This window comes from Aeromonas dhakensis, assembly GCF_002285935.1.
Classification (GTDB): domain Bacteria; phylum Pseudomonadota; class Gammaproteobacteria; order Enterobacterales; family Aeromonadaceae; genus Aeromonas; species Aeromonas dhakensis.
Genome location: NZ_CP023141.1, coordinates 1,203,081 through 1,228,254 on the forward strand (window position 1 = coordinate 1,203,081; position 25,174 = coordinate 1,228,254).

29 protein-coding genes and 1 riboswitch are annotated in these 25,174 nt (G+C 61.3%); of the genes, 17 read left to right on the forward strand and 12 right to left on the reverse strand.

From position 1 onward, the window contains the following. Nucleotides 1-5 precede the first annotated feature (5 nt). Nucleotides 6-674, reverse strand: a complete 669-nt coding sequence (locus CK627_RS22815) for a response regulator transcription factor (RefSeq protein WP_010635346.1) — start codon at nt 672-674, stop codon at nt 6-8. 90 nt (nt 675-764) lie between these two features. Between CK627_RS22815 and CK627_RS22820 the strand changes: the two genes are divergently transcribed. From CK627_RS22820 to CK627_RS06020, 11 genes are all read left to right on the forward strand, one after another. Further along, nucleotides 765-1,181 carry a hypothetical protein gene (locus tag CK627_RS22820; RefSeq protein WP_167385285.1) on the forward strand — a complete coding sequence of 139 codons (417 nt, stop codon included), beginning with the start codon at nt 765-767 and terminating at the stop codon, nt 1,179-1,181. Nucleotides 1,182-1,266: 85 nt separating this feature from the next. Beyond that, complete coding sequence (locus CK627_RS05975; protein WP_095591883.1) at nt 1,267-1,746, forward strand: hypothetical protein; 480 nt, start codon at nt 1,267-1,269, stop codon at nt 1,744-1,746. Nucleotides 1,747-2,040: 294 nt separating this feature from the next. After that, the gene (gene aerA / locus CK627_RS05980) at nt 2,041-3,522 is read left to right on the forward strand and encodes a beta-barrel pore-forming toxin aerolysin (RefSeq protein ID WP_017787365.1); all 1,482 of its coding nucleotides are present in this window, start codon (nt 2,041-2,043) and stop codon (nt 3,520-3,522) included. Nucleotides 3,523-3,627: 105 nt separating this feature from the next. Then, nucleotides 3,628-3,741: riboswitch (TPP riboswitch) on the forward strand. A 264-nt stretch (nt 3,742-4,005) separates the two neighbouring features. Then, nucleotides 4,006-6,048, forward strand: a complete 2,043-nt coding sequence (gene thiC, locus CK627_RS05985) for a phosphomethylpyrimidine synthase ThiC (RefSeq protein ID WP_095591884.1) — start codon at nt 4,006-4,008, stop codon at nt 6,046-6,048. Further along, the gene (gene thiE, locus CK627_RS05990; RefSeq protein ID WP_095591885.1) at nt 6,045-7,652 is read left to right on the forward strand and encodes a thiamine phosphate synthase; all 1,608 of its coding nucleotides are present in this window, start codon (nt 6,045-6,047) and stop codon (nt 7,650-7,652) included. Before thiC ends, thiE begins: the two co-directional genes overlap by 4 nt. Beyond that, nucleotides 7,642-8,418 (forward strand): HesA/MoeB/ThiF family protein, encoded by a 777-nt coding sequence (locus tag CK627_RS05995; protein ID WP_095591886.1) that lies wholly within the window; start codon nt 7,642-7,644, stop codon nt 8,416-8,418. The genes thiE and CK627_RS05995 overlap by 11 nt, the downstream gene beginning before the upstream one ends. Continuing rightward, a complete protein-coding gene (thiS, locus tag CK627_RS06000) occupies nt 8,415-8,621 on the forward strand; it encodes a sulfur carrier protein ThiS (protein ID WP_042009043.1) in 207 nt (68 codons plus the stop codon). The genes CK627_RS05995 and thiS overlap by 4 nt, the downstream gene beginning before the upstream one ends. A 1-nt stretch (nt 8,622) precedes the next feature. Continuing rightward, nucleotides 8,623-9,390, forward strand: coding sequence for a thiazole synthase (locus tag CK627_RS06005; protein WP_095591888.1), 768 nt, complete (start codon nt 8,623-8,625; stop codon nt 9,388-9,390). Nucleotides 9,391-9,506: 116 nt separating this feature from the next. After that, the gene (gene thiH / locus CK627_RS06010) at nt 9,507-10,643 is read left to right on the forward strand and encodes a 2-iminoacetate synthase ThiH (protein ID WP_095591889.1); all 1,137 of its coding nucleotides are present in this window, start codon (nt 9,507-9,509) and stop codon (nt 10,641-10,643) included. Between the two features lie 394 nt (nt 10,644-11,037). Beyond that, nucleotides 11,038-11,643 carry a hypothetical protein gene (locus tag CK627_RS22965; RefSeq protein WP_005348717.1) on the forward strand — a complete coding sequence of 202 codons (606 nt, stop codon included), beginning with the start codon at nt 11,038-11,040 and terminating at the stop codon, nt 11,641-11,643. A 12-nt stretch (nt 11,644-11,655) separates the two neighbouring features. Continuing rightward, entirely contained in the window at nt 11,656-12,777 is a 1,122-nt protein-coding gene (locus CK627_RS06020) for a helix-turn-helix domain-containing protein (RefSeq protein WP_005348719.1), read from the forward strand. A gap of 313 nt (nt 12,778-13,090) precedes the next feature. On the opposite strand, the gene CK627_RS06025 is transcribed toward CK627_RS06020, so the two are convergent. Continuing rightward, nucleotides 13,091-13,591, reverse strand: coding sequence for a hypothetical protein (locus CK627_RS06025; RefSeq protein WP_254425348.1), 501 nt, complete (start codon nt 13,589-13,591; stop codon nt 13,091-13,093). Nucleotides 13,592-13,595: 4 nt separating this feature from the next. Further along, entirely contained in the window at nt 13,596-14,009 is a 414-nt protein-coding gene (locus CK627_RS06030; RefSeq protein ID WP_095591890.1) for a GNAT family N-acetyltransferase, read from the reverse strand. A 286-nt stretch (nt 14,010-14,295) separates the two neighbouring features. Between CK627_RS06030 and CK627_RS06035 the strand changes: the two genes are divergently transcribed. Then, nucleotides 14,296-14,877 (forward strand): LpoB-related protein, encoded by a 582-nt coding sequence (locus CK627_RS06035; protein ID WP_095591891.1) that lies wholly within the window; start codon nt 14,296-14,298, stop codon nt 14,875-14,877. A 33-nt stretch (nt 14,878-14,910) separates the two neighbouring features. On the opposite strand, the gene CK627_RS06040 is transcribed toward CK627_RS06035, so the two are convergent. The 3 genes from CK627_RS06040 to CK627_RS06050 form a co-directional block, all read right to left on the reverse strand. Continuing rightward, complete coding sequence (locus tag CK627_RS06040) at nt 14,911-15,420, reverse strand: hypothetical protein (RefSeq protein WP_095591892.1); 510 nt, start codon at nt 15,418-15,420, stop codon at nt 14,911-14,913. Continuing rightward, nucleotides 15,417-15,830, reverse strand: a complete 414-nt coding sequence (locus CK627_RS06045; RefSeq protein WP_095591893.1) for a GNAT family N-acetyltransferase — start codon at nt 15,828-15,830, stop codon at nt 15,417-15,419. The genes CK627_RS06040 and CK627_RS06045 overlap by 4 nt, the downstream gene beginning before the upstream one ends. Nucleotides 15,831-15,941: 111 nt before the next feature. Then, nucleotides 15,942-16,259, reverse strand: a complete 318-nt coding sequence (locus CK627_RS06050; protein ID WP_095591894.1) for a DUF6968 family protein — start codon at nt 16,257-16,259, stop codon at nt 15,942-15,944. Between the two features lie 330 nt (nt 16,260-16,589). Between CK627_RS06050 and CK627_RS06055 the strand changes: the two genes are divergently transcribed. Further along, on the forward strand, nt 16,590-17,519 hold the full coding sequence (locus CK627_RS06055) for a GGDEF domain-containing protein (RefSeq protein ID WP_095591895.1): 930 nt from the start codon (nt 16,590-16,592) through the stop codon (nt 17,517-17,519). A gap of 436 nt (nt 17,520-17,955) precedes the next feature. After that, nucleotides 17,956-19,230 (forward strand): amino acid permease, encoded by a 1,275-nt coding sequence (locus CK627_RS06060; RefSeq protein ID WP_024942174.1) that lies wholly within the window; start codon nt 17,956-17,958, stop codon nt 19,228-19,230. A 63-nt stretch (nt 19,231-19,293) separates the two neighbouring features. Here the strand turns inward: CK627_RS06060 and CK627_RS06065 are convergent, their stop codons facing one another. Continuing rightward, on the reverse strand, nt 19,294-19,932 hold the full coding sequence (locus CK627_RS06065; protein WP_095591896.1) for an exopolysaccharide biosynthesis protein: 639 nt from the start codon (nt 19,930-19,932) through the stop codon (nt 19,294-19,296). A 213-nt stretch (nt 19,933-20,145) separates the two neighbouring features. Between CK627_RS06065 and CK627_RS06070 the strand changes: the two genes are divergently transcribed. Together CK627_RS06070 and CK627_RS06075 are read left to right on the forward strand one after the other, a co-directional pair. Beyond that, on the forward strand, nt 20,146-20,766 hold the full coding sequence (locus CK627_RS06070) for an outer membrane beta-barrel protein (RefSeq protein ID WP_017764633.1): 621 nt from the start codon (nt 20,146-20,148) through the stop codon (nt 20,764-20,766). 5 nt (nt 20,767-20,771) lie between these two features. Beyond that, on the forward strand, nt 20,772-21,317 hold the full coding sequence (locus CK627_RS06075; protein WP_167385286.1) for a GNAT family N-acetyltransferase: 546 nt from the start codon (nt 20,772-20,774) through the stop codon (nt 21,315-21,317). Here CK627_RS06075 and CK627_RS06080 read toward each other — a convergent pair. Beyond that, nucleotides 21,298-21,603, reverse strand: coding sequence for a monooxygenase (locus tag CK627_RS06080; RefSeq protein ID WP_017764631.1), 306 nt, complete (start codon nt 21,601-21,603; stop codon nt 21,298-21,300). The genes CK627_RS06075 and CK627_RS06080 overlap by 20 nt on opposite strands. Before the next feature lie 121 nt (nt 21,604-21,724). Here CK627_RS06080 and CK627_RS06085 point away from each other — a divergent pair, with 121 nt between their 5' ends. Next, nucleotides 21,725-22,090, forward strand: coding sequence for a winged helix-turn-helix transcriptional regulator (locus CK627_RS06085; RefSeq protein WP_095591898.1), 366 nt, complete (start codon nt 21,725-21,727; stop codon nt 22,088-22,090). Here the strand turns inward: CK627_RS06085 and CK627_RS06090 are convergent. The 4 genes from CK627_RS06090 to CK627_RS06105 form a co-directional block, all read right to left on the reverse strand. Next, nucleotides 22,087-22,521 (reverse strand): N-acetyltransferase, encoded by a 435-nt coding sequence (locus tag CK627_RS06090; RefSeq protein WP_095591899.1) that lies wholly within the window; start codon nt 22,519-22,521, stop codon nt 22,087-22,089. The two genes, CK627_RS06085 and CK627_RS06090, sit on opposite strands and share 4 nt — an antisense overlap. A gap of 125 nt (nt 22,522-22,646) precedes the next feature. Next, nucleotides 22,647-23,219 carry a metal-independent carbonic anhydrase family protein gene (locus CK627_RS06095; protein WP_095591900.1) on the reverse strand — a complete coding sequence of 191 codons (573 nt, stop codon included), beginning with the start codon at nt 23,217-23,219 and terminating at the stop codon, nt 22,647-22,649. A gap of 127 nt (nt 23,220-23,346) precedes the next feature. Then, the gene (locus tag CK627_RS06100; protein ID WP_095591901.1) at nt 23,347-24,375 is read right to left on the reverse strand and encodes an acyltransferase; all 1,029 of its coding nucleotides are present in this window, start codon (nt 24,373-24,375) and stop codon (nt 23,347-23,349) included. Nucleotides 24,376-24,551: 176 nt separating this feature from the next. Continuing rightward, on the reverse strand, nt 24,552-25,172 hold the full coding sequence (locus tag CK627_RS06105; RefSeq protein ID WP_167385287.1) for a PepSY-associated TM helix domain-containing protein: 621 nt from the start codon (nt 25,170-25,172) through the stop codon (nt 24,552-24,554). Nucleotides 25,173-25,174: the final 2 nt, after the last annotated feature.

The following is a 25,174-nucleotide window of genomic DNA, read 5'->3' on the forward strand; positions in this document are numbered from 1 at the left end:
GCCCGTCATGGGGTCACCAGTCGATAGCCCTGGCCGTGCAGGGTTTCCAGCATGGGAGCAGGGAAGGGCTTGTCGAGGGCGTTGCGCAGGGCATAGATGTGGCTGCGCAAGGCGTCGGAGTCGGGCTCCTCGTCGCCCCAGACGGTGTCGAGCACCTCCTGGCGGGTGACCAGCGCGGGGGCCCGGCGGGCCAGCAGGGTGAGGATCTGGAACGGGATCTTGCCGAGCTTGAGCTCGACCCCAGCCCGGGTGGCGCGGCCGCTGGCGGGATCCAGGGTCAGCTCGCCCACGCACAGGGCCCCCATGTCGCTGCGGGGGCCGCGCAGGGCCAGCGCCTGCAACCGCACCTCCAGCTCCTCCATGGCGAACGGTTTGACCAGGTAGTCGTCGCCGCCGGCCTTGAAGCCCGCCAGCTTGTCATCCAGGCTGTCGCGGGCGGTGAGAAACAGCACCGGGGTCGGGATCCCCTGCTCCCGCAGGCGGGCCACCGTGCTGAGACCGTCGAGGCGCGGCATCATGACGTCCATGATGATGACGTCGAAGCGCTGCTCGGCCAGCAACTGCAGGGCCGCCTGGCCGTGGTAGGCGCAGTCCAGCCGGTGGCCAGCCAGCTCCAGATAATCCATGATGGTTTCCGCGACCTGGGGATTGTCTTCCACCACCAGTATTTTCATGCTTTGATCTCCTGGTCTTGACCGCCATTTCACGGTCATCTCACACCGGATGAGGCATCCTGTGTGGCAGTGTAACCCCGAGGATCCCCGATGAAGAAGTCTCTCTGCACTCTCCTGCTGCTGATCTTGTTGCCACTCGGCGCTGCGCAGTCGGCGGAGTTCAAATTGACCGGCCGCACCACCTGGCAGCTGGGCCAGCTGATGGTCAACGGCATTCCCTTTGTGCTCGACGAACAGACCCGTTTCAAGGACGGGCTGAGAGAGGACGATCTCGGCGGCACCTGGGTCGATCTGGAAGGGGTGGTCGAGGGCGAGCTGCGGATGATCCGGGAGATCGAGAAGCTGGAGGAGGATGACGAGATGGATCTGGAAGGGCCGGTGGAACAGGGGCGGATCTGGGGTTATGTCACCTCGGACGACAGCCTGGCGCCGTTCGAAGGACGCTGGCTGGAGCTGGAGTGCAAGTTTGACGGCATGCGCCTGAGCCGCTGCCGCGAGGATGATTGACGCACGACAAGACGAATCGGGCGGAAAAAACCACTCCCCGGGCCCATAGTTAAACCTCGCACGGTTTGACCATGGGCCTTTTGCTATGACACGTACCTCCCTCCTGCTGCTGGCACTGCCGCTCTGCGCTTTGGCCGCCGATGGCGAGCTCTGGCTGGTGGAGCTGGAACACAACGATGGCCTGCGCCTGCAGTTTCAGGGGGCCGAACTCGAGCTCGGCAATGCCGCGCTGAGCGGGGTGGCAGGCAACGATGAACTCAGACCCGGCATGCATCTGGCCATCCTCAACCGTGACGGAGTCGCCGAGCGCATTGGCATGGCCGACGCCATCGCCGGATTCTTGCCGACCAGCCAGTGGCGCCGGGCCGAAGCCTCCCTGCTGGCCGTCACGGGCCGCGCCCTGCGGCTACAGGGGCTTGGCGTGCTGTCCTTCGATGACGATACTCGCTGGCTGAATGGCAGCCCGGCCGACCTGCAACCGGGCCGCAAACTGGTGCTCAGTCGTAACCAGCAGGGCCACCTGACCGAGATCCTGATAGCCAATCCGGAAGATGAACCAGAATAAGAGCCATGTTATCCCGCTACTTAATATATATTTTGCTAAATTAGAGATATCTTTTTATCTATATTCTAAAATATGATTAAGTGATGAATGAAATAATAAAGTGAATGCTCTGATATTATTTTTGTTAATATAAAAACCTTCAGTTAATTATTTTATTAATGTTATACATGCATCAAAACGTGGTCTGGATCGCATATTAAAGCCAATATGACTGATATTGTCGTACTCACATGTCACCTGCTGATATATAAGCGCTGGTGAATGTATGTCAATGTTCAATATATTGGGGTTGCTATGCAAAAACTAAAAATAACTGGCTTGTCATTGATCATATCCGGCCTGCTGATGGCCCAGGCTCACGCGGCAGAGCCCGTCTATCCAGACCAGTTGCGCCTGTTCTCGCTGGGTCAGGAGGTCTGTGGCGACAAGTATCGCCCTATTACTCGAGAAGAAGCGCAGAGCGTTAAAAGTAATATTGTCAATATGATGGGCCAGTGGCAAATAAGCGGTCTGGCCAACGGCTGGGTAATAATGGGACCGGGTTATAATGGTGAAATAAAACCTGGCTCGGCGTCCAATACCTGGTGTTACCCGGTCAATCCTGTTACCGGAGAAATACCCACCTTGTCAGCTCTGGATATTCCAGATGGTGATGAGGTGGATGTGCAGTGGCGACTGGTACACGACAGTGCGAATTTCATCAAACCAACCAGCTATCTGGCGCATTATCTCGGCTATGCCTGGGTGGGCGGCAATCACAGCCAATATGTCGGTGAAGACATGGATGTGACCCGTGATGGTGATGGCTGGGTGATCCGCGGCAACAATGACGGCGGCTGCGAGGGTTATCGTTGTGGCGAGAAGACGTCCATCAAGGTCAGCAATTTTGCGTACAACCTGGACCCTGACAGCTTCAAACATGGTGACGTGACCCAGTCTGACCGTCAGCTGGTCAAGACGGTGGTGGGCTGGGCGATCAACGACAGCGACACCCCGCAATCCGGGTATGACGTCACTCTGCGTTACGATACTGCCACCAACTGGTCCAAGACCAATACCTATGGCCTGAGCGAGAAGGTGACCACCAAGAACAAGTTCAAGTGGCCACTGGTAGGGGAAACCGAACTCTCCATCGAGATTGCGGCCAACCAGTCATGGGCATCCCAGAACGGGGGTTCTACCACCACCTCCCTGTCGCAATCCGTGCGGCCGACGGTGCCGGCCCGCTCCAAGATCCCGGTGAAGATCGAGCTCTACAAGGCTGATATCTCCTATCCCTATGAGTTCAAGGCCGATGTCAGTTATGACCTGACCCTGAGTGGCTTCCTGCGTTGGGGTGGCAATGCCTGGTATACCCATCCGGACAATCGCCCGAACTGGAACCACACCTTCGTCATCGGGCCGTACAAGGACAAGGCGAGCAGCATTCGCTACCAGTGGGACAAGCGTTACATCCCGGGTGAAGTGAAGTGGTGGGACTGGAACTGGACCATCCAGCAGAACGGCCTGTCTACCATGCAGAACAACCTGGCCAGAGTGCTGCGCCCGGTGCGGGCTGGGATCACCGGCGATTTCAGCGCCGAGAGCCAGTTTGCCGGCAATATCGAAATCGGTGCGCCCGTGCCCCTCGCGGCGGATGGCAAGGCGCCTCGAGCTCTCAGCGCGAGAAGGGGAGAACAGGGCCTGCGACTGGAGATCCCGCTCGATGCGCAAGAGCTCTCCGGGCTTGGCTTCAGCAACGTCAGCCTGAGCGTGACGCCAGCAGCCAATCAATAACGGCAGTGCGTTGTAGTGATGAAACCGGGCCTCTGGCCCGGTTTTCGTTTGCACTGGTCGGGCTTGTTAAAGGCTTGTGCTTTCCATTTCCCCACTTATACTGGCGCCATCTTGTCGGAGTGCTGACCGTCGAACGACGCTAAGCTGAGACCGTTAATTCGGGATCCGTGGAACCTGATCAGGTTAAGACCTGCGAAGGGAAACAAGGGTAACTTGCGGGTTACCGCGCCGGGGAAGAAGCATCTTCCCGCCAGCCAGAGGCAGATCGCCTCTGGCCGCTACAGGCGCACAGGGGGAGGCTGTCCCATCCGGTTGTTCATAGGGCGCCGGGTTTCCAGAACAAGGGAAACACGGGACGGCAGAGCAGGGAAGATCCATGCCCGACTCACTCCCCCCGAACACATCCCGCCGCAAGTTCATCTTCTCCTCGAACTCCAGACAAGCAAACACCCATAACTTCAACCAGTTAATGTGAGTTTTGCTATGTCTACCAATGTTTCTGATACCAATAAATCCAGCCGCCGCGAGCAGCGCTCCAGCGCCCAGACCTTTATCGACAACCTCAAGGGGATGGCTCACCCCAACTCCCGCCGCATCTTCATCCAGGGTTCTCGCCCCGACATCCGTGTTCCTTTGCGGGAGATCCAGCTGGCCGACACCTTCGTCGGCGGCACCAAGGAAGCCCCCCAGTTCGAGCCCAACGAGCCGGTGCCGGTTTACGATACCTCGGGCCCCTATGGGGAAGAGGCCGCCCCCATCGACGTGCGCCGCGGTCTGCCGCGCCTGCGCGAAGCCTGGGTGCTGGAGCGCGATGACACCGACGCGCTGGACGGGCTGAGCTCCACCTTCACTCAGGAGCGGCTGGCGGACGAGGGGCTGGATCACCTGCGCTTCGAGCATCTGCCGAGCGCCCGCCGTGCCAAGCCGGGCCGCCGGGTCACCCAGCTGCACTATGCCCGCCAAGGCATCGTCACCCCCGAGATGGAATTTATTGCCCTGCGCGAGAACATGGGCCGCGAGCGGGTGCGCTCCGAGCTCCTGCGCACCCAGCATCCGGGTCAGGGCTTTGGCGCCAGACTGCCGGAGAACATCACCCCCGAGTTCGTGCGCGATGAGGTGGCCGCCGGTCGCGCCATCATCCCCAGCAACATCAACCACCCGGAAGCGGAGCCCATGATCATCGGCCGCAACTTCCTGGTGAAGATCAACGCCAATATCGGCAACTCGGCGGTCACTTCCAGCATCGAAGAGGAAGTGGAGAAGCTGGTGTGGTCCACCCGCTGGGGCGCCGACACAGTGATGGATCTCTCCACCGGCCGCTACATCCACGAGACCCGCGAGTGGATCCTGCGCAACAGCCCGGTGCCCATCGGTACCGTGCCCATCTATCAGGCGCTGGAGAAGACCAACGGCATCGCCGAGGATCTCACCTGGGAGCTGTTCCGCGACACCCTGCTGGAGCAGGCCGAGCAGGGGGTGGACTACTTCACCATCCACGCAGGAGTCTTGCTGCGCTTCGTGCCCATGACCGCCAAGCGCCTTACCGGCATCGTCTCCCGTGGCGGTAGCATCATGGCCAAGTGGTGCCTCTCCCACCACAAGGAGAACTTCCTCTACGAGCATTTCCGCGAGATCTGCGAGATCTGCGCCGCCTACGACGTCAGCCTGTCGCTGGGTGACGGCCTGCGTCCGGGCTCCGTCTATGACGCCAACGACGAGGCCCAGTTCGCCGAGCTGCGCACCCTGGGCGAGCTCACCAAAATTGCCTGGGAATACGACGTGCAGGTGATGATCGAGGGCCCCGGCCACGTGCCCATGCACATGATCGAGCGCAACATGACCGAGCAGCTGGAGCACTGCCACGAGGCGCCTTTCTATACCCTGGGGCCGCTCACCACCGATATCGCCCCGGGTTACGATCACTTCACCTCCGGCATCGGCGCCGCGCTCATCGGCTGGTACGGCTGCGCCATGCTCTGCTACGTGACCCCCAAGGAGCACCTGGGCCTGCCCAACAAGGAAGACGTGAAGCAGGGGCTCATCACCTACAAGATCGCCGCCCACGCAGCTGACCTTGCCAAGGGCCACCCGGGCGCCCAGATCCGCGACAACGCCATGTCCAAGGCGCGCTTCGAGTTCCGCTGGGAGGATCAGTTCAACCTGGCGCTGGATCCCGACACCGCCCGTGCCTACCACGACGAGACCCTGCCCCAGGAGTCCGGCAAGGTGGCGCACTTCTGCTCCATGTGCGGGCCCAAGTTCTGCTCCATGAAGATCACCCAGGACGTGCGCGACTACGCCGCCAAGCTGGAAGCGGTGGAGATCAAGCTGGTGGGCATGGATGGCCAGCAGGAGCGGGTGGTGGCCGAGGTGGAGAGCGGCATGGCCCACAAGGAGCCCGAGACCTTCAAGCAGACCGACGTCGAGAGCGGCATGGCGCGGATGGCCGAGACCTTCAAGGAGACCGGCGGCGAGATCTACCACCAGGCGGCGACCCTGAAGCAGGCCGCAGGGGAGGAGGCGTGAGCAGCGAGCGCGGGGCTGTCAGCCCCGCCGACCTGTCCGCCGTGACGCAGGCCCGTCCCGTGGTCTGGACCATAGCGGGATCAGACTCCGGCGGCGGCGCCGGTATTCAGGCCGACTTGCACACATTGCACGACCTCGGCGTGCATGGTTGCTCGGTCATCTCCGCCATTACCGCCCAGAACTCGGTGGCGGTGAAGATGGTCGACCCTGTGCTGATGCAGACCTTCACCGCCCAGATCGACGCCCTTGGCGTCGATCTGCCGCCCGCCGCCATCAAGATAGGCCTGCTGCCGACCCGGCTTCACGTCGAGGTGCTGGCCCGCCGACTGGCAGCCATCGAGGCGCCCTTCGTGGTCTACGATCCGGTGGCCATCGCCAGCACCGGCACCCCGATGGCGGAGCCCAATATGCTGGAGGCGGTGCGCGAGCAGCTGTTGCCGCGCCTCTCCTTGATCACCCCCAACGGCCCCGAGCTGGAAGCCCTGACCGGACTGCCGGTCAGCAGTCCCGAACTGGTGCGCCTCGCTGCCCGCCGTCTGCGTGAACTCGGCGCTCGCGCCGTGCTGGTCAAGGGGGGGCATCTTGAGTGGAGCGGCGATCTCTGCCTCGACTACTACCAGGATGAGCAGCGTGAATTCTGGCTCGCCGCACCGCGCCTCGATACCCGCCACGGCCATGGCACCGGCTGCTGTTACGCCAGCGCCATCGCCGCCGTGGTGGCGCAGGATTATCCGGTAGAGGATGCCATCACCCTCGCTCGCGCCTACCTGCAACAGGGCTTGGCGGCGGCGCAAGGAGTGGGGGCAGGCCCGGGCCCCATCGCCCATCTCGGTTGGCCCGCCGCTCTGGCTCACTTCCCCCGCGCCGTATTGGCGGGGTCAACCCTCGATCGCCGCTTCGGCCTGTATGAATCGAGCAGCGCTCGCCTGCCGCAGGGCCCCTTCGCCGCGACCGAACACAGCCTCGGCCTCTATCCGGTGGTGGATTCGGTCAAGTGGCTGCGCCGCCTGCTGGGGCAGGGGGTCAAGACCATACAGCTGCGCATCAAGAATCTGCCCGCCGCTCAGGTGGCACCGGCCATTCGCGATGCTGTGGCGCTCGGTCGCCGCCATGGGGCGCGGCTCTTTATCAACGACTACTGGCAACAGGCCATCGAGGCGGGCGCCTGGGGCGTGCACCTGGGGCAGGAGGACATGGAGACCGCCGATCTCGCCGCCATTCAGGCGGCCGGGCTGCGCCTTGGCATCTCCACCCACGGCTACTTCGAGCTGATGCGGGCCCGCGAGCTGGCCCCCTCCTATATAGCGCTCGGCCATATCTTCCCGACCAACACCAAGGCGATGCCTTCGCGCCCTCAGGGGCTGGCGCGGCTGCACCGCTACCGCGCCCTGATGTGCGACTGGCCTACGGTGGCCATCGGCGGCATCAGCGAGGAGCGGGTCGCGGCGGTAAAAGAGAGTGGGGTCGGCAGCATCGCCTTGGTCTCGGCCATCACGGCGAGCGACGACTGGCAGGGGGCGACCGAGCGGCTGCTCGCCGCCGTGGGGGCGGGGGACGAGCCACGTTCGGCCTGTGTGATGCGGGAGGTGGAACATGCGCTCTGATGCCGCATCTCTCAGTGACAAAGAGTATCTCAGATACGGCCGCCAGCTGATGCTGGCGGAAGTGGGGGAGGCGGGTCAGGCGCGGCTCAAAGATAAGTCCGTGCTGATCGTGGGCCTCGGCGGGCTCGGCTCGCCGCTCGCCCTCTATCTGGCTGGGGCCGGTGTGGGCACCCTCTGGCTAGCCGATGGCGATACTGTGGATTCCAGCAATCTGCCGCGCCAGATCCTGTTCGACTCTGATGCAGTCAACCACTCCAAGGCGGAGCTGGCCCGCGAGCGTTTGGCCGCCCACAACCCGCTGGTGGAGCTGATCGCCATCAACCAACGGCTCGATGCCGCCAGCCTGCCCGGTTTTGTGGAAGAGGTGGATCTGGTTGTCGACTGCTGCGACAACCTGGCCACCCGCCAGGCCATCAACGCCGCCTGCGTGGCCCAGGGCAAACCCTGGATCTCCGCCGCCGCGGTGGGCTGGCAGGGACAGCTTATGGCACGAGTAAACAGCGATCACGCCTGCTACGCCTGCCTCTATCCGCAGGATACCAAGGTGAGTCAGAGCTGCGAGACCAGCGGCGTCACCGGCCCGCTGGTCGGGGTGATGGGTACCCTGCAGGCGCTGGAGGCACTGAAACTGTTGCTCGGCCTGCCGAGCCCGGTCGCCGGCACCCTGCGCCGCTTCGATGCGCTGGCCCATCAGTGGCAGACCCTCACTCTGGCTCCCGACCCCGACTGTCCGGTTTGCGGGCCGCACAAGGAAATCACCCCATGACCTTGACCATTCGACTCAACGATAAAGCCCAGCCGCTGGCGGCAGGGCAGAGCGTGGCCGACCTGCTGGCCGCCCAGGACGTCCATCCTCAGGGGGTGGCGGTGGCCCTTAACGGCGCCGTGCTGCCCCGTGGCCGCTGGGCCGAGACCCGTCTCAACGACGGGGATGAACTTCACCTCTTTACCGCCATTGCCGGAGGCTGACATGCTCAAGATTGCCGATCACACCTTCTCTTCGCGCCTCTTTACCGGCACCGGCAAGTTTGCCCGCCCGGATCTGATGGCCGCCGCCATCGAGGCGAGCGGCTCCCGGCTGGTCACCATGGCCATCAAGCGGCTCGAACCGGGCAAGGCCCACGACGATATCCTGAGCCCCTTGCTGCAACTCGGGGTCAAGTTGCTGCCCAACACCTCCGGCGCCAAGACCGCCGCCGAGGCGGTGTTTGCCGCCCACCTGGCCCGTGAGGCGCTGGGGACGAACTGGCTCAAGCTCGAGATCCACCCCGATCCTCGCTATCTGCTGCCCGATCCCATCGAGACGTTGAAAGCCGCCGAGCAGCTGGTCAAAGAGGGCTTCGTGGTGTTGCCCTACTGTGGGGCGGATCCTGTGCTGTGCAAGCGGTTGGAAGAGGTGGGCTGCGCCGCCGTGATGCCGCTCGGCGCGCCCATCGGCTCCAATCAGGGGCTGGTGACCCGGGAGTTTCTCGCCATCATCGTCGAGCAGGCCAATGTGCCCGTGGTGGTGGATGCGGGCATAGGTGCGCCGAGCCACGCGGCCGCCGCCTTTGAGCTCGGCGCCGATGCCGTGCTGGTCAACACCGCCATCGCGGTGAGCGGCGACCCGGTCGTTATGGGCCGCGCCTTTGCGCTGGCTTGCAGCGCCGGGCGCAGCGCCTATAAGGCGGGCCTCGGCGTCCGCGCCCTGCAGGCGCAAGCCTCCAGCCCGCTCACCGATTTTCTGGGGGCGTTATGAATCAGGGTTTAGAAGGGATGGATGCCTCGGCTATGGGCTCGCTACCACAAGATCAGCTAGCTGTTCGCCCCCCTCTCCCTCTGGGAGAGGGGCTGGGGGTGAGGGTTCTGGGGGAAATGGAATCAGAGACAGCCCCCTCCTTTCTCGACCGTTGGCAGGAGCTGGAGTGGGACGATATCGGCATGCAGATCCGCGCCAAGACGGCCGCCGATGTGGCACGGGCGCTGGGTTCACCGCGCCGCACACTGGCCGATTTTATGGCGCTGATTTCCCCGGCCGCTGAAGGCTGGTTGCCGCAGATGGCAGCCGAGGCCGAGCGGCTCACTCGTCAGCGTTTTGGCAACACCATCGGCTTCTATGTGCCGCTCTATCTGTCGAACCTGTGCGCCAATGACTGCACCTACTGCGGCTTCTCCATGAGCAACCGCCTTAGGCGCAAGACCTTGAATGCAGAGGAGATCGAGCGCGAGTGTCTGGCCATCAAGGCGCGCGGTTTCGACAGCGTGCTGCTGGTGACCGGCGAGCACGAGCACAAGGTGGGGCTCGCCTATTTTCGCGAGGTGTTGCCCATCATCCGCCGCCACTTCAGCACGGTGGGGATGGAGGTGCAGCCCCTCTCGCAAGCCGAGTACGCCGAGCTGAAAACCCTCGGCCTCGACGCCGTCATGGTCTATCAGGAGACCTACCACGCCCCCACCTACGCTCGCCACCATCTGCGCGGCAACAAGCGGGACATCGCATGGCGCCTCGCCACGCCGGATCGGCTCGGCCGTGCCGGTATCGACAAAATCGGGTTGGGGGCGCTCATCGGGCTCTCCTCGGATTGGCGCGCCGACAGCTACTTTGTCGCCGAGCATCTGAGCTGGCTTGAGCGCCACCACTGGCAGAGCCGCTACTCGCTCTCCTTCCCGCGCTTGCGCCCCTGCACCGGTGGGCTGGAGCCTGCCGTGGTCATGTCGGATCGCCAGCTGGCCCAGCTGATCTGCGCCTGGCGCCTCTTCTCGCCCACCCTGGACTTGTCCCTCTCCACCCGCGAGTCGGCCACCTTTCGCAACGGTGCGGTGCGCCTTGGCATTACCCAGATGTCGGCCGAGTCGCGCACCCAGCCGGGAGGCTATGCCGAAGGGGATGCCGAGGAGCTGGAGCAGTTCGCCATCCACGACGACCGCCCGGTGGGGGAAGTGGCCGCCGCCGTGCGGCAGGCAGGGTTGCAGCCGGTGTTTAAAGATTGGGAACCCTTCTTGGGTCGCTAACGACGTTTACACCTGCAGTAAGAGATAGCGGCAAGCAGATCGGAGGGGCAGCTCCCCGCCACTGCTTGCCGCTTTGCTTTGTTTGCTCCAGCAGGATTGTCTCTCTGGTGTAACGATTGTCGTTGGCATTGTTTCGCTGGCGTAAAAATAGCTGTGGGTGAATGGAACTCTGTGCGAGGGGTTGCCTTATCCACCCTATGTCCGATTTTGAGCTGGGTTTAGGAACATAAAAGGGCTTCCAGTTCCTCTGTAGGCCATCGAGGTTGAACAATCAAAAACGAGATGACATTTTCTGGGTGGCTTGACAAATCAAAGAAAACGCAAGATCATGCAAGGACATTTCACCGAGCACCCTTCTGGGCTACACCAACTCCTTGTTAGAGGATCTCTAAGTATGCAAAAACCGTGGGAATTAAATCCGGCATTATCACAAGAGCGACTAAAACGACTTGCATCTCTTATCCGAGATGTCAGAGATGATGTTATTGACAGGCATGATGATGAACTTGGTGATACTGCCCGTGCGACAGGTATGAGAGCGTATGAGTGCTCGCGTAACAGAATTATTCGTGCGGCTGCAGATAATGCGGGATGGCCATGGCTTGGAATTGTCAAACCAGATGGAAAATTTACCTTCTCTGTTAGTTCTGTTCCCGTTCGGCTATATCGTGGGAGACCCTCTTGCCCAGAGGAACGCAGATTAATTCCTTCTGTTGAAGCGATGAAACAAATGTCGCTATTGCCCCCAGAGATTGGGGATGCCGCAACTGTGCTTTGGTTTTTTGCCATTGAAGTAGATGAGTTTCGCTATGTAGAACGAGTCACGTTTGCTGGTTTTCAGAATAGTGTTCAAGTTTCCTGTTGGGAAATTGCACTTGATGAGCGTGTAACAGCTTTGGGTCTTATTAACGAAGACCTTCCTGAGCCTATTAAAACTGATAAAGCATCTATCTCCATCAAGAGAAAAATCAAAAAAGTGGAGGATAGTGACAATGGTTAGTAGATTATGTCCATGACTTTCTATGGTGAGCGACTTCGTCTGGCTCGCATATTAAATGGCTTTACCCTGCAAGAGTTGGGTGAAGCTGTATCTGTATCTAGGCAAAGCATACATCAGTATGAAAGTGATATTCGTGCTCCTGCATCTGATGTCACGAATGCTCTTGCTGAGTATCTAAGAGTACAGCCAGATTTTTTTGAAAGACCTCTTTCTGGTGATGTGAAACCAGAACAATGCCATTTTAGAAAGAGACAGACCACCCCTGTGGGTGTGAAAGAACGAGTTCAGGCATACAGTACAATCCTTGAGCAATTAGTGACAGAGTTGCATGAGCATTTGGATATGCCTGAGAATAAATTTAATCTTATCGACAACAGTAAAATAGATGTATTAACTTCGCCGATAATTGAAAAGATTGCGGAAGGAGCAAGAGAACGATGGGGGCTATCGCTAGATGCACCCATCGATAATATGATCAATGTTGTTGAAAATCAGGGTGCAATTGTTACTTGCTTTGATGGTGTTTCTGAAAAGGTTGATGCTTTATCAGTTAATAGAAAATATCCAATAATAATTCGAAACTCCGCCAAAGAAAGTGTATGCAGAATGCGTTTTGATCTAGCCCATGAGTGTGGGCATCTAGTTATGCATGATGGGATTGAAACTGGTTGCAAGCAAACTGAACGTGAAGCGGATGCCTTTGCTAGTGCCTTTCTTTTTCCTCGAAGCTCTTTTGCAAGAGAGTTTCCATCTTGCTTGGGAAGAGATGGCATTATTAATTGGAAAAAAGTATACGATCTCAAGATTAGATGGAAGGTTAGTGCAAAGGCAATAATATATCGCGCCCATTTTTTGGGTTTTATTAACGCGCAGCAATATAGAGGTGCCAATGTTTGGTTTAGTCAGACACGGCAAACAAGGAAAGAAAGATTAGATGATGAACTGGCTATGGAAGAGCCACATGTTTTACAGGAGAGTATCTCGTTACTTAAGAATGAATTAGGAATATCATTTGATATGCTTGCTAAAAAGCTTGGAGTACATGCAAGACTGTTAGCAGATATCTGTGGTGTTCACTATGAAGAAGTTGATGAGATTGAATTTGACGATGTAGTTGTTCCTTTCAACTTCTGACTATTATCGATGGCCCCTATAGGGGCCATTACATACAGTACGTGATTTATTTAAAAATAATTTCTTATAGTCTTTGTGAAAAATATCTACTCTAAATCTAAAAAATGTGTAACGATTTTTATAAATCAGAGTGAACCTATCACTCTAGATAATAGTATTTTGCTTATCCGGTGTAATAATCTGACTTAGTGTTAATTTCTTTCTGCCAATTAAATAGTAGAGCTTGAAGTTTTTATTTTAGAGATGAAAAGGATTACTAGTCCCTGTTGCCAGATATTCCTATATCCAAAGTACGTAGGTTATCTTTTCCAACTCACAGCTGCTTGAGGTACTTGGTTAGCGAGAAAGGCAGAGCAAATTCCTTCATCCCGGCCAATCTATCCAACTCTGCTTGGCCGACTTGCTGCAACTGAGCTTGTTGGGCGGGAGTGAGCGTTGTTGCTCTCGCCTTGATCAGGGTGTCGAGAAAACTGCGGTCTCCCTCAACCGCCTGATGGAACGCCTTGATCTCCAGTGCATCCACTTCTGCTGCCGTGCAGCGCTCCATGCTTTTCTCATGCAAATAGATCAGAACAGTCGCTTGCTGTGCTTTCTCCAGTGACCAGAAGAGGTCGCTTTTCGTGGGCAGTGTGGCGCTGTGTTGTGACTTGATCGCTTCGCACCGCTCAAAGGCCGGATCCAGATCGTGTAGTGACAGGGCAAGGGTGCTGGAGCTGGTTGCAAGCAGCGCAAAGAGCAAGGCAAGGCGCCTGTAGAAGGGGAGACTCCAGCTATCCGGCGCCTTGTCTATTGCAGGGCTGTTGCGGCTGCTCATCGGCTTATGACTGCTTTTTCAGGAAGTAACTGATATGCCCCGGCGGCATATCGGGCAGCTGGCCAAAGACCTCGTAGCCCTGCTTCTGGTAGAAGGGGAGGGCCTGAAAACTGGTGGTTTCCAGATGGTAGTTGCTGATGCCCTTGCTTTGGGCGTACTGCTCCATGGCGCCGAGCAGGCGGCCGCCCCAGCCATCGCGGCGGATGCTTTCGTCGATCCAGAGCCAGTCGACGTGCAGCCAGCCCCACTTGATATCGGCGATGATGCCGCCGTGTACCTTGCCCTCTTCATCCTTGATAAAGCTGGCGATCTGCTCGCGCAGATGGGTGCCGGCGTGACCCGTGTTGAAGCCCGAGAGGCCAATGCGCAGCGCTTCGATCTCATCGTCCTGAGGCGGTTGGGGTGGGGTGAGTTGCATAGTGCTTCCTGCTTGAGTGTGATGATCTCTGTCGGGTTCCGGCGTGTTGTGCGCCGGGCTTACCGCTGCGTTACTGTTGATGTTTTACCGGCACTACCCTAACGGAATCGGGTGAAGCCTTGCCACCCTTTTGTGCCCTCCGCTTCGCCAGTCTCTGTCGCCCGGTGGTGGTGGGCGCATCGACCCCGCCGGGGTTTGTCTCTAGCATAAGGAGGATGCGGGGCAGGGGCTCCGCCATGCGGGCGGTGGTTGATGCCCGTTTACGGACTTTTGGCGGAGAGAAAAGATGAAGCTGCGTTCCTTGTTGATGGTGGGGGCCCTGCTGCTGGGCGGTTGTGCGGTCAATCCCTACGGTGGCACTCAGGCTCCTGTCAGTGAACCGGACCAGCCAGTGAGCCAGCCGGACAAGCCGGTGACCAAGCCGGATACCGGGGCGCCGCTGCCCAAACCGGTGGCACCGACCGGGCTGGCGCTGGCCATGGCCGACGCGTTTGTGCAGGCCCCCGAGGTGCGGGAGCTGGCGCAAAGTGGTCAGCCGGTACTGCTGCTCACTCCGCCCCAGAACGGCACCGGCGAGCCGGTGGACACCCGCGCCATGGCAGCGGCCATGAGCAAGCGCATCCAGAGCAAGAGCGGTTTTCGCTTTGTCGACCCGGGTCAGGTGGCGGCCATCACCGGCCAGCTGGAGTATCAGCAGGGCAGGATGAACCCGGCCTCTCTGGTGCGGCTCGGTCGCCAGACCGGCGCCGGCTACATGCTGTACGGGGATCTGGTGGCCGAGGGCAGCCGCTATCGGTTGTCGATGACCCTGATGGAGCTGCGCAGCGGCGAGCTGCTCTGGAGCGGCAGTCGCTCCGCCAGCCACTGAGGATGCCGAAGGGCTGACAGGTTTGTCAGCCCTTCACGCTTTGGGCGGGGCCAGCAGGTTGAGGTAATCGAGCAGCGAGAAAGGGTGTGCAAAGCCCGTCAGCTTGGCCAGCCTGTCCAGCTCTGTCTGTCCAACTTGCTGTAACTGTGCCTGCTGAGCCGGCGTGAGCGTCGTGGATCTTGCCTTGATCAGGGCATCGAGCAAGGCGCGGTCTCCGGCGACTGCCTGATGAAACGCCTTGATCGCCAGGGCCTCTACCTCTGCGGCGGTGCAGCGTTCCATGCTCTTCTCATGCAGGTAGACCAGCACCGTCACCTGCTGCTCTCTTTCCAGCGACCAGAAGCGATCCTCTTTGGGAGGCAAAGCGGGTTTGTGGCGGGCCTTGCTTGCCTCACAACGCGCAAACGCCGGATCCAGATCGTGCAACGACAGGGCCATGGCGCTCTGGCTTGTGGTCAACAGCAGACACAGTGCACCCAAGGCCGAGCTGAGGAGCTTGGGTTTGCCCTTGCCCTCGGTGGTGAGTGGCGACAGCGACCTCATACCTGCTTTTTCAGAAAATAGGTGGTATGCCCCGGCGGCATGTCCGGCAGTTCGCCAAAGACCTGGTAACCCTGCTTCTGGTAGAAGGGCAGCGCCTGGAAGCTGGTGGTTTCCAGATGAAAGTTGCTGATGCCCTTGCTTCGGGCGTACTGCTCCATGGTGGCAAGCAGGCGGCCGCCCCAGCCATCCTGGCGGATGCGCTCGTCAATCCAGAGCCAGTCCACGTGCAGCCAACCCCACTTGAGGTCGGCGGTGATGCCGCCGTGCACCTTGCCCGCTTCATCCTTGATAAAACTGGCGATGTGCTCGCGCAGGTGGGTGCCGGCCTGGCTGATGTTGTAGCCCGACAGGCCGATGCGCAGCGCGTCGACATCCTGCTCGGCAGGGGGTTGGGGCTGGGTCAGGTACATGGTCTCTCCAGAGCCGGGTAAAGGGCCTCTATCAATAACCGTTCAGACTCAATGCGGTCAAGTGATTGCCCGACCTCAATGGCTATCAGTCTGCTGGGCGGGCAACTCGCGTCACAGCTGCGGGAAGTAGCAGGCGGCCATGTCGACCGGGTGATCGGGGCTGCCGGGCAGGTAGAAGTGCCAACCCGCATCGGTGAAGGCGCGCAGCTCGCTCTCCACGAACTTGAGGGCGAGGCTGAGGGCCTGCAGGGCATCGACGCCATAGATGAAGGTCTTGTTGCCAAGGCCGTCCAGCTTCACCTTGCAGCGCCAGTCACCGCCGGCGGACTTGGGATCCGGCTCGGGGGCTCCGATGGCAATCTTCACGGTCAGCGGTTCTCCCTCGATGCTGATGGCATCGAAGCGTGCTTTCACTATGGCTCTCTTCATCTGGACGATCCTTTTCCGGGGGCCGGCGTCTGCCTGGCCGGGCTGATGGGGGGTGAGTCGGCCGGGAGGGCAGACTCAGGAAGGTCAGCCTAATGGATGCGGGCGCCACAGACAACGGGCGCAGCGGCGCCTTGTGAGGTGGCTTGAAGATCCATGATTGCTGCTCTTTTGATCAACGGGCGGCGGGGCAAGCGCTATTTTCCCGCATTGCTTGATGCGCATCCATGAATGGCCGGATTCGCTGCTGGTTCGGCGCCGCACCCGGCACGATAATTGGGGCAGGCGCCCGCCCGGTGTGCGCCTCTCGTCCCCCGGATCCAAGGAAACCGCATGGCACTTTCGGTCGAGCAATTATATGAAGTGATGGCCCAGCTGCCCGATCCCGTCTTCATTCTGAGCGAAGACGGCTACTACATCGAATACATCGGCGGGGTGGAGCAGCAATCCTATCAGGATGGTAACCCGCTGGCGGGCAAGCGACTGGCCGATGTGCTGCCCGCCGACATGACCCGCTGGGTGATGGATCAGGTGACCCTGGCTCTGGATTCGGGCCAGGTGCAGGTGGTGGAGTACGAGCTGGCTGCGGTGGAGGTGGAGGGGATCGACGCCTCGGTCGGGCCGCAGGGGATGCAGCGCTTCGAGGGCAAGATTGCCCCGCTGCCCTCTCGCTACGACGGCAAGCGGGCGGTGGCCTGGGTGACCCGCAACATTACCCGCCAGCACGAGCTGCAGCAGCGGCTCAAGCTGCAGAGCGAAACCGACCAGCTGACCGGCCTCTACAACCGCCGCTATTTCTTCGAGCACTGCCGGCAGCGGCGGGAGAGAGAGGCCCCCTGCAGTCTGGTGATGCTGGACATAGACCACTTCAAGCAGATCAACGATCGCTTCGGCCATCAGCAGGGCGACCGGGCGCTGCAGCGCTTCTGCGACTGCGTGGCCGCCCAGCTGCGGGCGGACGATCTGTTCGTGCGCAGCGGCGGCGAGGAGTTTCTGATCCTGCTGCCCGGCATGAGCGAGCCGGATCTGCAGGCGCTGGCGGAGCGGATCCGGGCCGCCGTGGCGGCGCTGCCGGCGGATCCGGTGGCCTTTACCGTCAGTCTGGGCACCACCCTGGTGCAGCCGGGGGAGGAGATCAACCAGGCGCTGGCCCGCGCCGACGAGTGGCTCTATCGGGCCAAGCGGGCGGGTCGCAACCGGGTCGCTCACTGCCCTGCGGGTGGCCAGCGCAAGGGGGCAAAACAGGGGAAGCCAACCCCCTGATATATGGCGGCAGGACCGGCACCAATATATCGGCGGCGGTCGGGGTCATTCATTGCATAATTGGCTGATATTGCCGGGCTGATGCTGTTAATATTAACGGGCCACTCTCTGGCCTTATTCAAGTTGTTGAGCAACTCATCGAGGTTTTGTCGTTATGTTATCAGACGGAGCTGAATTGATTATCTTGAGGCCAAAATGACACATCTTATTTCCTTTTGAAACAAGCTGATTCAAACAGTCATGAATTATTAACCTTGACCTTTATGGCGATTTCAACGATGGTAGCGTGGCATCCCCGTTTCCTCTTGGTGATCATGTTGATCGCAGGCGGGCTTGTTTTTTCTACGATCCGGTCGATATGCCGCGGCATGTCGCCACGCCTAATTACACGGGCCAATAAAATATAAGATGACAGATTAATAAGGTGTATATCGCAATGAGTGTTGCTATTGCTGAGAAGAGTAATTCCGCATCAAAGTTGAAATGGGAGAAAAGTGATTCGGTATGGACCATGGGCTTATATGCCACTGCAGTCGGTGCCGGTACACTGTTTCTCCCAATTACCGTTGGCAGTAATTCGCCGGTTATTTTGCTGTTTATATTATTGATGGCATTTCCGCTTTCTTATTATTCCCATCGGGCATTGAGTCGTTTTGTATTATCCAGCTCCCACCGGGAAGGGGATATTACCCACGTGGTGGAAGAGCACTTCGGTGCGCGGGCAGGCAAGCTGCTGATGCTGGTCTATCTGATGGCCTTCTACCCCATCATTCTGGTCTACAGCATCTCCATCACCAATGCGATCCAGAGCTTTGTGGTGCACCAGCTGGGCAATGCCGAGATCCCGCGCGGCCTGCTGGTGCTGGGGGTGATGCTGGGGCTGCACCTGGTGTTGCTGGCGGGCAAGCAGATCGTGGTGTCAGCCATCAGCGTGCTGGCCCTGCCCATGGTCGCCTTCCTCATCGGCCTCTCCATCTATCTGCTGCCCCAGTGGAGTCTCTCCTACTTCAGCGAGAGTCAGGGGGTGGACTGGCGCGACCCGGCGTTCTGGAAATCCCTCTGGCTGATCGTGCCGGTGATGGTGTTCTCCTTCAGCCACGCCCCCATCATCTCCTCCTTCAGCGCGGCGCAGAAGAAGCGCTGTCAGGCGAGCGCCGACCAGCGCGCCAAACGGATCATCAAGTGCAGCAGCCTGCTGATTTGCGGCAGCGTGCTGTTCTTCGTGGTGAGCTGCGTGATGAGCCTGAGTCAGGCCGAAATGGCGCAGGCCCGCATCGACAATATTTCGGTGCTGTCGGCGCTGGCGAACAAGTTCTCCAATCCGCTGATCGCCTATGTGGGGCCGCTCATCGCCATTCTGGCCATGTCCAAATCCTTCCTCGGCACCTCCATGGGGGTGAGCGAGGGGACGGTGAGCATGGTGAACGGTGCCTGTCAGGGGCTGGGGCTGTCGCTGCGTGAAGCGACCATAGCGCGGGTCTCGTCGGTCATCCTGTTCGTGGTGACCGGGGTCATCACCTACTTGAACCCGAACGTGCTGGAGATCATCGAGAAGGTGAGCGGGCCGCTCATCGCGGTGATCCTGTTCCTGCTGCCGGCCTGCTCCATCTATCGTCTGCCTGCCCTCCAGCGTTATCGCGGGGCGAGCACCCTCTTCGTGCTGGTGATCGGGCTGCTGGCCATCTCGGCCCTTATCTACGATCTGCTGTGACGGCGGATCCCGCACAAGTCAAAAAGGGCGACCATCTGGTTGCCCTTTTTCTTTGGGTAGCCGTTAGCCGAACAGGGTGGAGACGCTCTGGCCGGCCATCAGCAGGCCGATGGCCAGGGCGCTGAACCAGACCAGGGTGGCGCTCACCAGCAGGTAGCCGCTGGCGACGAACAGGCCGTCGCGCTGCAGCATGCCGATGGCCAGCAGCAGGATGGCCCAGGCCGGCATGGCGTTGGTGAAGGGGATGGCCCCGAGCGGCAGCATCAGCAGCAGGGCCGCCAGCATGATCAGCAGACCGTTGCAGCGGTTGATGGTGCTGTTGCCGGTCAGCAACAGCAGGCGCGGGCGGATGAAGCGGTCGATGCGGGCCAGCAGATCTGCCCCCTTGTGCAGGGTCGGTTTGAGCTGCTCGGCGGCGAAGCGGCGCTCCATCAGGATGGCGGGCAGCCAGGGCACCCGGTTGAGGGTGATGCCGATGCCGATGAACAGGATCAACAGGCCAAAGGGGGTGCTGACGCCGGGGATGGAGACCGGCAGCAGGAAGGGCACGGTGAGCAGCACGCAAAACAGCAGCATGCCCTGCTCGCCGACCAGGGCCAGCATCTGGCGCAGGCTGATATGGCTATCCTCGATGGCGTGAGCGGTGGCCCGCAGGGTGTCGGAGAGCTTGTTCTGGGGGTCGTTGAGTTGCGCGGCAACCATTCCCTGTGTCCTTCTGGTGAGTGGCACCGGCCCACCATGAGCCGGTTGCCGGCCAGCATACGGGGCAGAGGTTAATCGGGGATGAATAACGGGCGGGACGGCCGAGTGTGATCCTTGCGGCGAAAACGGCGTGATACAGGCTGGGTTTAGGATAGGGGCCAGGAGGCTCTGATATGCTTGACGGGCACTGGTGCAGCGCACGGAGGAGCCGTGATGAAACGAGCAGGGATCATGATGATGGGGCTGTTGTTGCCGCTGGGGCAGGCCTGGAGCGCAGAGGGAGAGGCCGCCCCCGGCTGGCAGGTGACGCCGTTCTTCGGCTACAGCTCGGCCATCGACTTCGAGGCCAACGACGACCCCCAACCGACGCCCGTCGCCACCCGGCTGGAGTCCTTGCAGGGGGAGCGCTCCGGCAGCTGGGGCCTGTTTATCAGCAGGGAGGTGGACGACCCCGGCATGATAGAGCTGCTCTACAGCCACCAGTCCACCCACCTCTCCCCCGATCAGCCGGAGCGGTTGACGGTGGACACCCTCCACTTCGCCGGGGCGCTCACCCTGTCGGACAACCTGATGGCCCCCTATATCGGCGCCGGGATCGGGGCGACCCGTTTCGCCGCCTACGACAGCGACGTCGCCCCCTCCATGTCGCTGGCGCTCGGGGTGCAGCCGCGCCTGACCGAACATCTGGCGCTGCGGGCCGAGGTGCGCGGTTATGGCGCCCTGGTCAACGACAACAGCCAGTTTCTCTGCAACCCGGACCAGTGCGTGTTCAAGGTGCGCGGCGAGCTGGTGACCCAGTGGCAGGCCAATATCGGCCTGACCCTGCGCTTTTGAGCCTGATGCACCGCAGCGCCCTGCCGCCCCTGCCCCGTACACTGCCTTCGTTGTCGACCCCGCGGCTGCTGTTGCGGGCGTTTGATGCCAAAGACAGCGCCGATCTGTTCGCCATCTACGGGGATCCTCTGGTGATGCGCTTCGTCGGCGAGCCGCCGTTTCCCTCCCTCGCCACCGTGGCGCAGATGCTGGCGAGCGTGGAGCGGTTGCTGGCCGCCGGCGAGTCGCTGGAGTGGGGGTTGGTGGTGCGCGACCGCAGCCGCCTGATCGGCACCTGCGGCCTGCACAGCTTTGCGGGCGAGGCTGGTCTGCGCCAGGTGGAGGTGGGCTGCATGCTGGCTCGCAGACATTGGGGAGAGGGATGGATGACAGAGGCGCTGACGGCCCTGATCGCCTATGCCCGCCAGCTCGGCCTTGCCACGCTGGTGGCGGATATCGAGCCGGACAATCTGCCCAGCCAGCGGCTGTTTCGGCGGCTGGGCTTTGTCTGGCAGCAGGATGGCTGCTACCGCCTGGCGCTGGGCGAGGGGATCACAGCAGACCGCGGGTGAGGCGGCTGAGGGGCTCGTTGACGTCGAACAGCTTGAACTGCACTGCGCTGGCGCCCATGGCGAGCACCCGTTGCTCGTGCATGGTGGCGTAGGCGAGGGCGCTCGCCTCATCCTCGAACAGATAGATGCCACCCGCCTCGCCGGTGCGCGGGTTTTCGGTCCAGATCTTGGAGATGAAGCCCGGCTCCCTGGTGATGGACTCGGCCAGCGGCATGGCCGCGCTCGTGAGGGCCGGCCCCATCAGCTCGGCGGGGAAGTTGAAATGGATCTGCAGCAGGCTGGGCATGGTGCACCTCTCGTGGGTGTTGATTGACGGAATCCGCATCATAGGAAGCCGGCAACTTGGCTGCAAGAAGGCACATTTTCGTGGCATAGTTACCGCAAAGTAACCACTCGCGAGCCATCCCTTGTCCTCACTGCCCTGTCCCGCCTACCGGGTGCTGCGCCTGCTGGCCGGCAAATGGAAACCGGCCATCCTGTTTCATCTGCGCGCGCAGACCCTGCGCTTTGGCGACCTGCGTCGCAGCCTGCCCGAGGTGAGCCAGAAGGTGCTCACCGCCCAGCTCAAGGAGCTGGAGAGCGACGGCGTCATCATCCGCACCCTCTACCCGGACGTGCCGCCCCGGGTGGAGTACAGCCTGAGCCCGCTCGGGGTCGCCCTGATCCCCCTGCTCCAGCAGATGCACGACTTCGCGCTGAGCCACGGCGATCTGCTGGCGCTGAGTGAAGCGGAGGCGGCCCGCGAGGAGCCCTATCTCGGCGAGCCCAGTTAATCCTGCGCCGGCCAGACCATCACCCACTCGGTGCAGCCGGTGTGGGGATCCACGGTGTCGGCCGCCACCTGAAATCCTTGCGAGCGATAGAAGTCGCACGCGGTCCGGTTCTGCTGATAGACCTGCAGCCGCAGGGCCGGCAACTGCCCCTTGGCGTGTTCGAGCAGGGCCTTGCCCAGCCCTTTCCCCTGCTGCGCGGGGGCCACGAAGAGGGCGGCCAGGGAGCCCTCGTGCAGGGAGTAGAAGCCAAGCAGCTGGTCACCCAGGCAGAGCACCTGGCTGTCGGCGGCGGGCAGATAGATCTCCCGCATCGGCGCCAGGTTGGCGTGCCAGTAAGCGGGCTCGATGAAGTGGTGGGCCTGCAGGGAGGCTTCCAGCCAGATGGCGAGGACGGCCTCGGTGTCGGCCGGGGTGAAGGGGCGTATCTGCATGAGTGTCTCGTCTGGATTCGTCAAAAGAGGGGCATGGTAGCAGCACAGGCTCTGCCGTCACCCGCCAGCGGACAAAAGTGGAGCCCTCGTAACAAAAAAGGCGACCCGCAGGTCGCCTGTTGCCGTTAGCCGGCGTAGGGGAGGGAGGAGTGGTGCAGCACGATGCGTATCTTGCCGTCGTCCCCCTTCTTGAAGCCCCAGGTCTTGTCGACCGTGGTCTGCTTGTTGTCCCGGTCGGTCAGGTGCACCTTGCCCATGGTGAGGGCCATGTCGCCGTTGATGTAGACGGCGGCATTGCTGTAGTCGTAGCTCTGCCAGTTCTTGAGGGCGAAGCCGCTGTCGGCGGGATAGGCCTTGTTGTTGCCGACGAAGTAGGCCAGCGCCCCCTCCCGGTTGATGCGAAAGGTCTGCTCGCCGCCGGCCAGGGTCGGCTTGAACAGTACCGGCCCCTGAGCGTAGCCGTAGGCGCTGTCGAGCACGGCGCCGGCGGTGGCCCTGGCCTTGTCGATGCCGCCGCTGCGGTAGTCGTCGCTGATCTGGATCAGGGCCTTGCCCCAGGCATCCTGGGCGGCCTTGATCTCGGCTTCGGTGATGTTGTTGTTGGCGATTTCGGCGGCGCTAAGAGAGCCGCTGGCGGCGAGCAGAACGAGGACAAGGCCAGCTTGCTTGGTAAACAGGGTCTTGGTGAACAACGTCATGGGATGATGACTCCTGGGTTCGCGTTTAAGGAGTCCCGGAGTTTATCTATCCGCGATGAATAAAAATTGAACCCATCATTCAGCCTCGAGTGGGGAGGGATCTGCCTCCCTCCCATCCTCTATTCCCTCAGCGGGCCCGCAGCAGCCAGCGACTGGCCGGGATCGCCGCCAACAGCCGATAGCCGAGCAGGGTGAGCGCCAGCAGCGCCGGCACCTTCAGCAGCTCCCACCACAGCTGCTTGCCCTGCGGGCCGAAGATCATCAGCCACACCACCAGCATCATGTGCAGACAGTAGAGGCCCAGCACCTTGGGGGCCTGGCGTTCGAGCCAGCTGCCCCGGCCCCAGCCGGGGTTGGCCAGCAGCAGGCCGAACAGCCCCAGCGCCCAGGGGAGCGAACCCAGCAGGAAGTCGTGGCGGTTGAGGGGCACGGCGGCAAAGTGCAGCAGCCCTGCGGCCTCTAGGGCGTAGAGCCCCATCCCCGCCATCATCAGCAGGGCGCAGCGCCTGGCGTCCGGCTGCCAGGCACGCAGGCGCAGCTCGGCGCCGAGAGCCACGAACAGCAGCGAGAAGAAGGGGCCGTTGCGGGTCAGTAGGGCCCATTCACCCCCCAGCAGAGTTGGTCCATAGGAGCCGCCGAGCAGGGCCAGCCCGTAGAGCAGGACGCCCAGCAGCAGGGCCAGCCGGGCCTGCTGGCAGAGCGCCAGGATCAGCACCGCCAGCATCAGGGCGGGCAGGAACCAGAGGTGGATCATGCCGCCCACCCACCAGGCGTTGAGCGGATCCCCCAGCTGCATCTGCCACTGGCCTGCCATGGCCGGCAGGTAGCCCTCGCTCACCGCCGCGAGGGGGTTGAAGGGGATCAACAGGTAGAGCAGGCTCCACGCCAGCCAGAGCCCCAGCAGCGGGCGGCAGTAGCGCAGCGCCACCGTCAGCGGGTGGCCTGCGGCGAGGGCGGGTTGCAGAAAGTAGCCGGCACAGAGGAAGAACAGCGGCACCGCGAAGCGGCAGAGCTGGTTGATGACGCCACCGAGCCAGAAGTAGAGGGTGCCGTCCCACAGGGTGGGGTCGAAGGGGTTGCTGAAGGGGGATAGGTGAATGGTCATCACCGCCAGGATAGCCACCACTCGTCCGCATTCGATGCTGGAGATGCGCATGCTGCCTCTTGCCGCTGGGATTGAGGGCGCACCCTATCAGCCGCAGGCGCTCCCTATCCAGCCGCCAGGCCGGCAACTGTGAGCCCCATCGGCGTCCGGTTACCCTTTGTTACCCGAGGTGTGGGCAAGGTTACCGCCGCCGAGAGACAGATCCCGTTTTGTCGTCGGTAAATGCGCTAGAGCAGGGCCACCAGCACGGTGACCAGGGCGCCCAGCAGCAGCAGGGAGATGCCGCGCGCGGCCGGGCCGTGCAGCTTGTTCCACATCAGCAGGCTGGTGAGGGCCAGCAGTAGCATGGCCAGCGCCGCCAGATCCCCCACCAGCTGCCATGGCAGGCCGGTGCCCATTCCGCGGTGCAGCCGGTTGAGGCTGGCGGCGAAGTTGGCCTGCTGCAGTTCGGTGCGCACCAGCAATGTGCCTTCCACATAGCTGGCGGCCACGCTTTCGCTCAGGGTGACGCCGCGCATCTCCCAGCGGGCCGGCAGGGTGAGCGGGCCGTCGGGGGTGGGCAGGGTCTGGGATGGGGTGAGCTGGACGCGCCCCTCCTCGAACCCTGCTGCATAGCGTTGTTGCAGCAGGCTTTTCAGCTCATCCGGGCTGGTCAGCGGCGCGCTCAGCACTATCTCTTCGCTGGATTTGTCGGTGTGGGGGCCGGGCAGCGGCAGCACGGCCCTATGTTGCAGCCAGAGGCCGGTGAGGCCGTAGAGCAGCATCAGGGTGAGGGTGGCAAAGCCGGCCCAGGCGTGGATGCGGCGCACCCACTTGTTGTTGTGCAGGGGGAGTTTTCTGCGTCTCATTG

What these genes read in the sequence shown, in the direction of transcription:
- CK627_RS22815 (WP_010635346.1), bottom strand. Translation starts at nt 674, where the DNA reads ATGAAAATACTGGTGGTGGAAGACAATCCCCAGGTCGCGGAAACCATC.
- CK627_RS22820 (WP_167385285.1), top strand. Translation starts at nt 765, where the DNA reads ATGAAGAAGTCTCTCTGCACTCTCCTGCTGCTGATCTTGTTGCCACTC.
- CK627_RS05975 (WP_095591883.1), top strand. Translation starts at nt 1,267, where the DNA reads ATGACACGTACCTCCCTCCTGCTGCTGGCACTGCCGCTCTGCGCTTTG.
- aerA (WP_017787365.1), top strand. Translation starts at nt 2,041, where the DNA reads ATGCAAAAACTAAAAATAACTGGCTTGTCATTGATCATATCCGGCCTG.
- thiC (WP_095591884.1), top strand. Translation starts at nt 4,006, where the DNA reads ATGTCTACCAATGTTTCTGATACCAATAAATCCAGCCGCCGCGAGCAG.
- CK627_RS05995 (WP_095591886.1), top strand. Translation starts at nt 7,642, where the DNA reads ATGCGCTCTGATGCCGCATCTCTCAGTGACAAAGAGTATCTCAGATAC.
- thiS (WP_042009043.1), top strand. Translation starts at nt 8,415, where the DNA reads ATGACCTTGACCATTCGACTCAACGATAAAGCCCAGCCGCTGGCGGCA.
- CK627_RS06005 (WP_095591888.1), top strand. Translation starts at nt 8,623, where the DNA reads ATGCTCAAGATTGCCGATCACACCTTCTCTTCGCGCCTCTTTACCGGC.
- thiH (WP_095591889.1), top strand. Translation starts at nt 9,507, where the DNA reads ATGGAATCAGAGACAGCCCCCTCCTTTCTCGACCGTTGGCAGGAGCTG.
- CK627_RS22965 (WP_005348717.1), top strand. Translation starts at nt 11,038, where the DNA reads ATGCAAAAACCGTGGGAATTAAATCCGGCATTATCACAAGAGCGACTA.
- CK627_RS06020 (WP_005348719.1), top strand. Translation starts at nt 11,656, where the DNA reads ATGACTTTCTATGGTGAGCGACTTCGTCTGGCTCGCATATTAAATGGC.
- CK627_RS06025 (WP_254425348.1), bottom strand. Translation starts at nt 13,591, where the DNA reads ATGAGCAGCCGCAACAGCCCTGCAATAGACAAGGCGCCGGATAGCTGG.
- CK627_RS06030 (WP_095591890.1), bottom strand. Translation starts at nt 14,009, where the DNA reads ATGCAACTCACCCCACCCCAACCGCCTCAGGACGATGAGATCGAAGCG.
- CK627_RS06035 (WP_095591891.1), top strand. Translation starts at nt 14,296, where the DNA reads ATGAAGCTGCGTTCCTTGTTGATGGTGGGGGCCCTGCTGCTGGGCGGT.
- CK627_RS06040 (WP_095591892.1), bottom strand. Translation starts at nt 15,420, where the DNA reads ATGAGGTCGCTGTCGCCACTCACCACCGAGGGCAAGGGCAAACCCAAG.
- CK627_RS06045 (WP_095591893.1), bottom strand. Translation starts at nt 15,830, where the DNA reads ATGTACCTGACCCAGCCCCAACCCCCTGCCGAGCAGGATGTCGACGCG.
- CK627_RS06050 (WP_095591894.1), bottom strand. Translation starts at nt 16,259, where the DNA reads ATGAAGAGAGCCATAGTGAAAGCACGCTTCGATGCCATCAGCATCGAG.
- CK627_RS06055 (WP_095591895.1), top strand. Translation starts at nt 16,590, where the DNA reads ATGGCACTTTCGGTCGAGCAATTATATGAAGTGATGGCCCAGCTGCCC.
- CK627_RS06060 (WP_024942174.1), top strand. Translation starts at nt 17,956, where the DNA reads ATGAGTGTTGCTATTGCTGAGAAGAGTAATTCCGCATCAAAGTTGAAA.
- CK627_RS06065 (WP_095591896.1), bottom strand. Translation starts at nt 19,932, where the DNA reads ATGGTTGCCGCGCAACTCAACGACCCCCAGAACAAGCTCTCCGACACC.
- CK627_RS06070 (WP_017764633.1), top strand. Translation starts at nt 20,146, where the DNA reads ATGAAACGAGCAGGGATCATGATGATGGGGCTGTTGTTGCCGCTGGGG.
- CK627_RS06075 (WP_167385286.1), top strand. Translation starts at nt 20,772, where the DNA reads ATGCACCGCAGCGCCCTGCCGCCCCTGCCCCGTACACTGCCTTCGTTG.
- CK627_RS06080 (WP_017764631.1), bottom strand. Translation starts at nt 21,603, where the DNA reads ATGCCCAGCCTGCTGCAGATCCATTTCAACTTCCCCGCCGAGCTGATG.
- CK627_RS06090 (WP_095591899.1), bottom strand. Translation starts at nt 22,521, where the DNA reads ATGCAGATACGCCCCTTCACCCCGGCCGACACCGAGGCCGTCCTCGCC.
- CK627_RS06095 (WP_095591900.1), bottom strand. Translation starts at nt 23,219, where the DNA reads ATGACGTTGTTCACCAAGACCCTGTTTACCAAGCAAGCTGGCCTTGTC.
- CK627_RS06100 (WP_095591901.1), bottom strand. Translation starts at nt 24,375, where the DNA reads ATGCGCATCTCCAGCATCGAATGCGGACGAGTGGTGGCTATCCTGGCG.
- CK627_RS06105 (WP_167385287.1), bottom strand. Translation starts at nt 25,172, where the DNA reads ATGAGACGCAGAAAACTCCCCCTGCACAACAACAAGTGGGTGCGCCGC.